Source organism: Streptomyces sp. NPDC002790, from assembly GCF_040295505.1.
Taxonomy (GTDB): Bacteria; Actinomycetota; Actinomycetes; order Streptomycetales; family Streptomycetaceae; genus Streptomyces.
The window spans coordinates 1-9,384 of sequence record NZ_JBEOVM010000172.1; the positions used below are offsets into that span (position 1 = coordinate 1).

Consider the following 9,384-nt stretch of genomic DNA (forward strand, 5'->3'; position numbering starts at 1 on the left):
CGAGGGCCGGGTCACCCGCGGGTGACCCGGCCCTCGTATACGTACTCGTGCTCTCAGCCGGAGGTGTTGCTCTCCGGCTCGATCAGGCCCTCGCGGTAGGCGATGCCCACGGCCTCGGTGCGGCTCGCGGCGCCCAGCTTGGCGAGGATGTTCGAGACGTGGACGCTCGCGGTCTTGCCGGTGATGAACAGCTCCTCGCCGATCTGGCGGTTGGTACGCCCCCGGCCCAGCAGCCGCAGCACGTCGCTCTCCCGGGCGGTCAGCGCGGCGATACGGTCCCCGGCGGCCGGGGCGTCGGCGAGCCGGCCCCGCCGGATCAGGGTGTCCAGCGCCTCGCGCAGCGGCTCGGCGCCGAGCCGGACGGCCGCGTCGTGGGCCGCGTACGCCTCCTCGGCGGCCTCCTCGCGGCGGTCGTCGGTGAGTAGGGCCTCGGCCAACCGCCTTCTGCAACGGGCCAGTTCGTACGGCTCGCCGTAGTCGAACGCCGTCACGGCCCGCTCCCAGGCCGCGACGTCGGGGCCGGTCTCGGCGCGCACCCGCTCGGCCTCGGCGCGGGCCAGCCAGGCCAGGCCCTCGGGGCCCTGCTCCGTACCGTCCTCGCCGTGCGCCGCCGTGTCGCGGGCCAGTTCCACCAGCTCGGTGGCGGTCTCCGCCCAGCGGTCCGCGCCCGCCGCGTCGCCGGAGAGCCGGGCCTCCTCCGCCGCGTCCGCGACGGCCGCGAGGGCCAGCGCGGCGAGCCGCACCACGGCGTCGGGCCGCGTGCCGCCCGAGACGTCGGTGAGTGAATCGACCGACGTGCGCATCTGTCGTACGCACTCCTCGGCGTCGCCGCGCAGCGCCGCCGCGTCGGTCAGCACGATCGCGGCGACGAGCGCCGCCATCCAGTCGAAGTGATGGTCGAGCAGCCCCCGGGCCGCGGTGACCGCCGCGTCGTACCCGCCGCGGGCCAGGGTCACGTACAGGGCGGGCGCGATCGCGAACCCGCCTGCGGGCGGCAGCAGTTCGGTGTCGGCGGCCGCCGCACGCGCGCACTCGTCCCAGCGGCCCAGCGTGTAGAGCAGCAAGGACTGCAAGTAGCGCAGCTCCAGGGCGTACGGCGAGGTGAGGAGCCCCGCGCGGCGGGCGATGGTGAGGCCCTCGGCGATCCAGGGCAGGCACGCGTCCAGGTCTCCGGACTCGTAACAGCCGATGGCGAGGTTGTAGAGCGCCCGCATCTCCACCGCGAGGTTTCCGGCGGAACCGGCCAGTTCACGGGCCCGGACCAGTCGATCCCGGCCCTGCGGGGTGCGCCGGGTGTGCACCTCGAGGCCGACCAGCGAGATGAGCAAGTCGGCCTGGGCGTCGGTCAGTTGAAGCCGCTCGGCGACGGCGAGCGCCTGCCGGGCGACGCGCTCGGCGTCCTCGCCCCGGCCCACGTGCCGCGCGGCCAGGACATGGGTCGCGGCGGCCCACACCCAGGTGCCCGACGGCGGCTCGGCCGGGATCAGCGACAGCGCCTCGCTGCTGTACGTGAACGCGGCCTCCAGGTGGTCGATCCGGATCAGGTTGCCCGCGAGGGTGTAGCGCACGCGCGCCGCGAGTTCCGAGTCGGCGTCGGATCCTGCGTGGGCGAGCGCGGAGCGGGTGAGCTGGACCGCGCGATGCGGGTCGCCCGCGCGGGCGGCGGCGGCCGAGGCGCGCAGGGTGAGGGTGGCCGCGTCGCCGGTCTCGGGACGGGCGGACACGTCCACCACGGCCAGGAGTTCGAGCGCGGTCTCCAGGTGCCGCAGCTCCTCGGCGGGTGCGCCGACGCGCTGGGCGTGGTCGGCGGCTTCGAGGGAGGCCGCGAGGGCGTCGGGCAGGTCGTGGCTCTCGCGCGAGTGGTGGGCGCGCTCCGCCGCGCTCTGCGGTGAACGGCCGTCCCCTGCAAGGAGTTTGGCGAACGTGCCGTGCAGCCGGACCCGTTCACCGGGCAGCAGATCCGCGTACACGGCCTCGCGGGTGAGGGCGTGCCGGAACGAGTACGTCGCGTCGTCGCCCGGCACGAGGAGCTGGCGTCCGACGGCCTCGCGCAGCGCCGACTCCAGTTCCTCCTCGGGCAGTTGTACGGCGGCCCGCAGCAGCTCGTGCCCGACCCGGCGGCCCGCGACGGCGGCCGTGCGCAGGACCTGCTGGGTGGTCTCGGTGAGCTGCTCGATCCGGATGAGCAGCAGGTCGGCCAGGCCGCTCGGCATGGCGGGGGAGTCGGCGCCCGCCTCGTCGCCGGGCAGCGCGGCGAGCAACTCCTCGGCGTAGAAGGCGTTTCCCTCGGCGCGGTCGACGATGCGGCGGACCGTGCTGTCGGGCACGGGGCCCGTACGGCGTGCGCGGACGAGCCGGGCCATGTCCGCGTCGGCCATTGGGCGCAGGTCGAGACGGTCGACGGCGGGCAGCCTGATCAGCTCGGCGAGCAGCGGCCGCAGGGGGTGGCGGCGGTGCAGGTCGTCCGCGCGGTACGAGGCGAACACCGCGAGGCGGCGGGGTTGCAGGACGCCCCGGCTGAGCAGGAAGCGGAGCAGGTCGCGGGAGGACTGGTCGGCCCAGTGCAGGTCCTCGACGACCAGGAGCAGCGGCGTCAGTTCGGCCAGGTCGGCGAGGAGTCCGGCGACGCCCTCGAAGAGCTGGAGGCGGCTGCCGGGGTCGGGCGCGGGACCGGCTCCCGATGCCGCGCCGATGAGCCGGTCCACCGCCGGGTACGCGGCGAAGGCGGGGGCGAGCCGGTCGTCGGCGGCCGCCGCGCCGAGGATCTCCGTGAACGGGAGGTACGGCAGGCCCACGTCCCCGAGGTCCACGCAGTGGCCGGTCAGGACGGTCAGGCCGGTGGCGGCGGCGTGCGCCGAGGCCTCCGTCAGCGCCCGGGTCTTGCCGACGCCGGCGTCCCCCGCCACCAGGACGGCGCGCGGTTCGCCGGCCGCGGCCCGCTCCAGGACGCCGGTGAGCCGGGCGAGTTCGTCCGCCCGGCCGATGAACGGCGTATCGAATGTCTGAGCCACGGGCCCATCCTGGCACGGCCCGGGCGGGGCTCTGGTGCGGTCCGTCTGGTCCGGCGGGCGGCCTATTGGAGCCGCCTGCCGGACCGGGGCGTCAGGCCGTCGCCTTCTCGCTGGGTGCCGCGTCGGGCGTCGCGTCCCCGTGGTTCGTGGCCGCGTCGTGCACGGTCACCTTGCGCAGGGTGGCCACCGAGAGGACCGCGGCGGCCAGGAGTACGACCGCCCCGGCGATCGCCGCGGCCTGCATGCCGTCGGTGAACGCCTGCCGTACGGCGGCCGTCAGGGCCGAGCCCGCCTCGCCCGGCAGTTGCCCGGCGACCGCGAGGGCGCCGCCCAGCGTTTCGTGGGCCGCGGCCGGGGCGTCCGCGGGGACGCCGTGGCGGTAGACGGCCGTGCCGATGGAACCGAGGACGGCCATGCCGAGGGCGCCGCCGAACTCGGCCCCTGTCTCCAACAGGGATGCGGCGGAGCCGGAGTTGGCGACCGGGACGGTGCCGAGAGCCAGGTCCATCATCTGCGACATCACGGTCACGATCCCGGACGCGAGGACACCCGCGCCGGCCAGGACCAGCCAGAGCGAGTCGGTGCCGGCCAGGGCCAGAAGCGCGTATCCGCAGGCGCCGACGGTGAATCCACCGGCGACGACATACGAGCGGTGCACGCCCTTCGCGACGAGCTGCGCCGAGACGGGGGCCGCCACACCGACCAGGACGGTGGGAACCAGCGACCACAGGGCGGCTGCCAGGGAACTCTTGCCGAGCACGGACTGGAGGTACTGCGTGGTGAAGTACGCCGAGCCCATCATGCCGAAGGAGGAGATGAGGTTCAGGACGACGCCGGGGGCGAATCCCCGGCCGCGAAACAGTGCGGGGGAGACCAGCGGCGACTTCGTGGTGCGCTGGCGGTGCACGAACAGCGCGGCGAACAGTAGCCCCACTGTGATCGAGACGACGTACCGCACGTTCCAGCCCTCGGACGGGATCTCCTTGATGCCGTAGATGACCGGCAGCACGGCCGCCATCGACAGCGGCACGCTGAGCAGGTCGAAGCGGCCGGGCACCGGGTTCCTGGACTCCGGCAGCAGGACCGGGCCGAGGACCAGGAGCAGCACCATCGCGGGCAGGTTGACCAGGAAGACCGAACCCCACCAGAAGCGCTCGACGAGTACGCCGCTCATCACCGAGCCGAGCGCGATACCGCCGGTCATGACGCCCGACCACATGCCGATCGCCTTCGCGCGCTGCCCGGCATCGGTGAACATCGTGCGGACGAGCCCCATGGTGGACGGCATCAGGGTCGCGCCGCCGACCCCGAGGAGAGCGCGGGCGGTGATCAGCGTCTCGGCGCTGTTCGCGTACGCGGCCAGGAGCGAGGCGGTGCCGAAGGCGGCGGCGCCGATGAGGAGCAGCTTGCGGCGCCCGATGCGGTCGCCGAGTGAGCCCATCGTCATCAGCAGGCCGGCGAGCACGAACGCGTAGATGTCGAAGATCCACAGCTGCTGGGTGCCGCTCGGCTCCAGGTCGGCGCTGATCTGGGGGATCGCGAAGTAGAGGACGGATACGTCCATCGAGACCAGGAGCAGCGGAAGCATCAGCACGCCGAGTGCGGTCCACTCGCGGCGCCCCGCACGGGGTGCGGCGGGTGGGGTGGTGCGCGTCGGGTTCGTCATGCCGGGAACTGTACGAGCGTCTTAAACGCTTGTCTAGTACGAGTGTTTAGTACATTCGTTTAAGACATGCGTCTGAATTCTGGATAGGGTGGGGCCATGGGACATCGTGAGGATCTGCTCGAAGGCGCGAAGCGCTGCCTGATGGAGAAGGGGTTCGCGCGCACGACGGCACGCGACATCGTCAAGGAGTCGGGGGCCAATCTGGCTTCCATCGGTTACCACTACGGGTCGAAGGACACGCTGCTCGCGCAGGCGTACGTGGCCCTGATCGAAGGGGCCTCGCTGGACTGGGGCGAGCCGAACGAACTGGCGGGCGCGCCGGGCTCGTTGGAGCGCTTTCGCGCCCTGATGGAGAACGTCATCGCCAGCCTCGGCAAGCCGGACTCCATGTGGCATCTGAGCATCGAGCTGCTGACACTGGGCGACAAGATGCCCGCCCTGCAGGAGTTCCTGGTGCGGGCCCAGGTGGAGGCCGGGCGCGGCTTCATCGGCATGATCATGGGGGAGGAGCCGCCGGCGGACGATCCGAAGGTGGCGACGCTCGGAGGGTTCCTGGCGGTGGTGTTCCTCGGGCTCGTCGCCCAGTACACCTTCGACCCGGAGACGACGCCGTCCGCCGAGCAACTCACGGAGGGGCTGCGGCAGTTGTTCGAGCTGTCACAGGCGTGACGCTTTCAGCCCCATGTGCAGGAGCAGCCGGTCCTCGCCCTCGTCCAGGTCGAGGCCGGTGAGCTGTTCCACCCGTGACAGGCGGTAGTACAGCGTCTGGCGGTGGATGCCGAGGGCCGCGGCCGTGCGGCCCGCCTGGCCCGCGCAGTCGAGGAACACCTCGGCGGTGCGCGCCAGTTGACGGTGGGCGGGGGAGAGCAGAGGCGCGACCGCCGGGTCGTGCGCGGCCTCCGCGGGCAGCGCGGTGAGCAGCCGGTACGGGCCGATCGACGACCACTGCGCGTCCGGGCCGAGCCGCGGGTCGGCCAGCGCCGCGCGCGCCGCGGCCGTCGCCTCCTGCCAGGCCGTGGCCAGTTCGGCGAGGTCGTCACGGGCGGCGCCGACACCCGCCGCGACCGGGGAACCCGCGCGGGCGCGCAACTTCGCCGCCGCCGTCAGCGCGGGCGCAAGCACGTCACGCGAACGCAGCCGCACCAGCAGGGCGAGGCACTGGCCCGTCACACCCCACGGCACCGTGCACAGCGCGTCCGCCGCCGGAATGGTGCGTACCGAAGGAGCGTCGTCGGGGTCCGCCGAGGGCCACGGCGCGATGCAGACCACCGTGTGAAGCCCCGACGCCCGGCTGCCGAGCGCCGTGCGCAGCGCCGCCACCGCCATGTCCCGCTGCCAGCCCCGCTCCGCCGTGAGCACGGAGTGGAACTCGCGGGTCAGGTCCGCGCCCGCCTGCGCCTCGTCGGCGAGCTGCGCGCCGATCCGGCCCGCCACCTCCATCGCCGCGTCGAGCTGCTCCGCCGTGGGACCCGGATCGTCGTCGAGCAGCCATACGTAGCCGAGGACGAAGCCGTGATGGCGTACGGGCAGGCAGACGCGGCCGCGGTAGACGCCGGCCTCCGGGGTGGCCGGGATCCGGACCGGTTCCTTGGCGCTCGCGATGCCGAAGCCCTCGAACCAGGAGCGGACCGCCGAGGTCGAACCGCGCGTCAGGATCGAGCGCGTGCGCACCGGGTCGAGCGCCGTCTCGTCGAAGTCGTCCGCGCTGACCTGCTGACCGAACGCGATCAGCCGGAAGTCACGATTCTCCAGCGTCGCGGGAGCGCCGAGCAGCGCCGAGATCTCGTCGACCAGTTCCTGGTAGTCGCCCTTCATCCCGCCATTCTCGCCCACCCCGCACCCCTCTTCATACAGATGTCTGAGGCGGCGGACACAGATGCGTGACAGCTGTCGATGGCACAGGATCAGAGGGATCCTTAGATTTCACGGTGGTTCCACGTGCTGTTCCCGCTTTGCGGTGGTTCGGCCCGTCCTCAACTCATGTCCCGTGGAGGTGCCCCGTGCTGGCTCCCTTGATCCTCGCCGCGTCGCGCAGCGACAAGATGCGCGCTTTTGTGTCGGCGGCGCCGGGCACCAAGCAGGTCGTCGACCGCTTCATCGCCGGTGAGTCGGTCGACCAGGTCGTGCCGATCATCGAGGATGCCGCCGCCAAGGGGCTCGAGGTCACGCTCGACGTCGTCGGTGAGGACATCACCACCGTCGAGCAGTCGCAGGCCGCGCGCGATGCCTACCTTGAGCTGGTTGAGCGCCTGAAGGACCTGGGCCTCGGCACGAAGGCCGAGATGTCCGTGAAGCTGTCGATGTTCGGCCAGGCGCTGGACGGCGGCCATGAGCTGGCCCTCGCCAACGTACGGCCCGTCGTCGAGGCCGCCGCGAAGATCGGCACCACCGTCACCCTTGACGCCGAGGACCACACCACCCTCGACTCGATGTTCGCCATCCACGAGGAGCTGCGGAAGGACTTCCCGCAGACCGGCTGCGTCATCCAGGCCTACCTGTTCCGCACCGAGGACGACGCCCGCCGCCTCGCCGCCGCCGGCAGCCGCGTGCGCATCGTGAAGGGCGCCTACAAGGAGCCCGCCGAGGTCGCGCACCAGGACAAGGCCGAGATCGACAAGGCGTACGTGCGGATCATGCGCATCCTCATGGAGGGCGCCGGGTACCCGATGATCGGCTCCCACGACCCGCGGCTCGTCGCCATCGCGCAGGAGCTCGCCCGGCAGGCCGGGCGCAAGCTGGACGAGTACGAGTTCCAGATGCTGTACGGGATCCGCAGCGACGAGCACCTGCGGCTCGCCGCCGAGGGACACCGGATGCGTGTCTACACCGCGTACGGCACCGACTGGTACGGATACTTCATGCGCCGCCTCGCGGAGAAGCCGGCCAACCTGCTCTTCTTCGCCCGCTCGGTCCTCACCAAGGGCTGACCCCTCCCACTTGCTCAACCGATAACTCCCCGACCCCCCGAAGGAGATACGGACCCATGACCCTCGACGCCGTGACCCAGGTCCCCGCCCCGGTCAATGAGCCGGTGCACGGCTACGCCCCCGGTTCCCCGGAGCGTGCCCGCCTGGAGACCAAGCTCAAGGAGCTGGCCGAGAACCCGATCGAGCTGCCCTGCACCATCGGCGGTGTACGTCGGATGGGTGGCGGCGAGCGCTTCGACGTCGTGCAGCCGCACCACCACAAGTCCGTCATCGGTACGTACGCCAACGCCACCGAGCAGGACGCCCAGGACGCGGTCGACGCCGCCCTGGCCGCGGCCCCGGCCTGGCGCGCGACGTCCTTCGACGACCGCGCCGCGATCATCCTGCGCGCCGCGGAGCTGCTGTCCACGAAGTGGCGCGAGACGCTGGCCGCCTCGACGATGCTCGGCCAGTCGAAGACCGCGCAGCAGGCCGAGATCGACACTCCCTGTGAGCTGATCGACTTCTGGCGCTTCAACGTCCACTACGCCCGCAACCTGCTCGCCGAGCAGCCGCCGGCGAACTCCACGGGCGTGTGGAACCGCATGGACCACCGCCCGCTGGAGGGCTTCGTCTACGCGATCACGCCGTTCAACTTCACGGCCATCGCGGGCAACCTCCCGACCGCGCCCGCCCTCATGGGCAACGTGGTGGTCTGGAAGCCGTCCCCGACGCAGACGCACGCGGCCGTCCTGCTGCTCCAGCTCCTGGAGGAGGCCGGTCTTCCGAAGGGCGTCATCAACCTGGTGACGGGTGACGGTCTGGCCGTCTCCGAGGTCGCGCTCAACCACCGTGACCTGGCCGGCATTCACTTCACCGGTTCGACCAAGACCTTCCAGCACCTGTGGAAGACGGTCGGCAACAACATCGAGAAGTACCGCACCTACCCGCGGCTCGTCGGCGAGACCGGCGGCAAGGACTTCGTCGTCGCCCACCCGAGCGCCGACCGCGCCGTCCTCAAGACGGCTCTGACCCGTGGCTCCTTCGAGTTCCAGGGCCAGAAGTGCTCGGCCTCCTCGCGTGCGTACATCCCCGCCTCCATCTGGAACTCCGGGTTCAAGGAGGAGTTCGCGGCCGAGGTCGACGGCATCAAGATGGGTGACGTCACCGACCTGTCGAACTTCATCGGCGCCGTCATCGACGAGCGTTCCTTCGCCAAGAACAAGGCGGCGATCGACCGCGCGAAGTCCGACGCGTCCTGCACGATCGTCGCCGGTGGCACGTACGACGACTCCGTCGGCTACTTCGTGCGGCCGACGGTCGTCGAGTGCTCGGACCCGGCCAGCGAGGTGTTCTCCACGGAGTACTTCGGCCCGTTCCTCGCGGTGCACGTGTACGAGGACGACCAGTACGACGCCATGCTGGAGCAGATGGAGTCGGCCTCGGACTACGCGCTGACCGGGTCGGTCATCGCGAACGACCGTGCAGCGGCGGCCCACACGATGGAGAAGCTCCGTTACGCGGCGGGCAACTTCTACATCAACGACAAGTCGACCGGTGCGGTCGTCGGGCAGCAGCCCTTTGGTGGCGGGCGCGCCTCCGGCACCTGTGACAAGGCGGGGGCCCCGCAGAACCTCCAGCGGTGGACGCTCACTCGCGCCATCAAGGAGACCTTGGTGTCGCCGACGGACTACGCGTACCCGCACATGGGCTGACCGCCTCTGCAGCGTGTCGCCGTCCCCCGGCCACGGGGCTCCGCCCCGGACCCCGCTGCTCAATCGCCGCAGGGGCTATAAATAGC

General features: G+C 71.7%; 6 protein-coding genes. 3 read left to right on the top strand and 3 right to left on the bottom strand.

Features of this window, described 5'->3' with window-relative positions:
* Positions 1 to 53: 53 nt before the first annotated feature.
* Positions 54 to 3,011: an ATP-binding protein gene (locus ABT004_RS34865; RefSeq protein ID WP_351345319.1), complete on the bottom strand. Its 2,958-nt coding sequence runs from the start codon at positions 3,009 to 3,011 to the stop codon at positions 54 to 56.
* Positions 3,012 to 3,102: 91 nt separating this feature from the next.
* Complete coding sequence (locus tag ABT004_RS34870; protein WP_351345322.1) at positions 3,103 to 4,677, bottom strand: MFS transporter; 1,575 nt, start codon at positions 4,675 to 4,677, stop codon at positions 3,103 to 3,105.
* A 96-nt stretch (positions 4,678 to 4,773) separates the two neighbouring features.
* Here ABT004_RS34870 and ABT004_RS34875 point away from each other — a divergent pair, with 96 nt between their 5' ends.
* On the top strand, positions 4,774 to 5,346 hold the full coding sequence (locus ABT004_RS34875; protein ID WP_351345325.1) for a TetR/AcrR family transcriptional regulator: 573 nt from the start codon (positions 4,774 to 4,776) through the stop codon (positions 5,344 to 5,346).
* Here the strand turns inward: ABT004_RS34875 and ABT004_RS34880 are convergent.
* The gene (locus ABT004_RS34880; RefSeq protein ID WP_351345334.1) at positions 5,335 to 6,492 is read right to left on the bottom strand and encodes a PucR family transcriptional regulator; all 1,158 of its coding nucleotides are present in this window, start codon (positions 6,490 to 6,492) and stop codon (positions 5,335 to 5,337) included. The two genes, ABT004_RS34875 and ABT004_RS34880, sit on opposite strands and share 12 nt — an antisense overlap.
* Positions 6,493 to 6,677: 185 nt before the next feature.
* Between ABT004_RS34880 and ABT004_RS34885 the strand changes: the two genes are divergently transcribed.
* Together ABT004_RS34885 and pruA are read left to right on the top strand one after the other, a co-directional pair.
* Entirely contained in the window at positions 6,678 to 7,604 is a 927-nt protein-coding gene (locus ABT004_RS34885) for a proline dehydrogenase family protein (protein WP_351345328.1), read from the top strand.
* Between the two features lie 56 nt (positions 7,605 to 7,660).
* Positions 7,661 to 9,298, top strand: coding sequence for an L-glutamate gamma-semialdehyde dehydrogenase (gene pruA / locus ABT004_RS34890; protein ID WP_351345331.1), 1,638 nt, complete (start codon positions 7,661 to 7,663; stop codon positions 9,296 to 9,298).
* Positions 9,299 to 9,384: the final 86 nt, after the last annotated feature.

Bases quoted from the DNA above. Each gene is read 5' to 3' on its own strand.
- ABT004_RS34880 (WP_351345334.1), bottom strand. From the start codon at position 6,492: ATGAAGGGCGACTACCAGGAACTGGTCGACGAGATCTCGGCGCTGCTC.
- ABT004_RS34870 (WP_351345322.1), bottom strand. From the start codon at position 4,677: ATGACGAACCCGACGCGCACCACCCCACCCGCCGCACCCCGTGCGGGG.
- ABT004_RS34875 (WP_351345325.1), top strand. From the start codon at position 4,774: ATGGGACATCGTGAGGATCTGCTCGAAGGCGCGAAGCGCTGCCTGATG.
- pruA (WP_351345331.1), top strand. From the start codon at position 7,661: ATGACCCTCGACGCCGTGACCCAGGTCCCCGCCCCGGTCAATGAGCCG.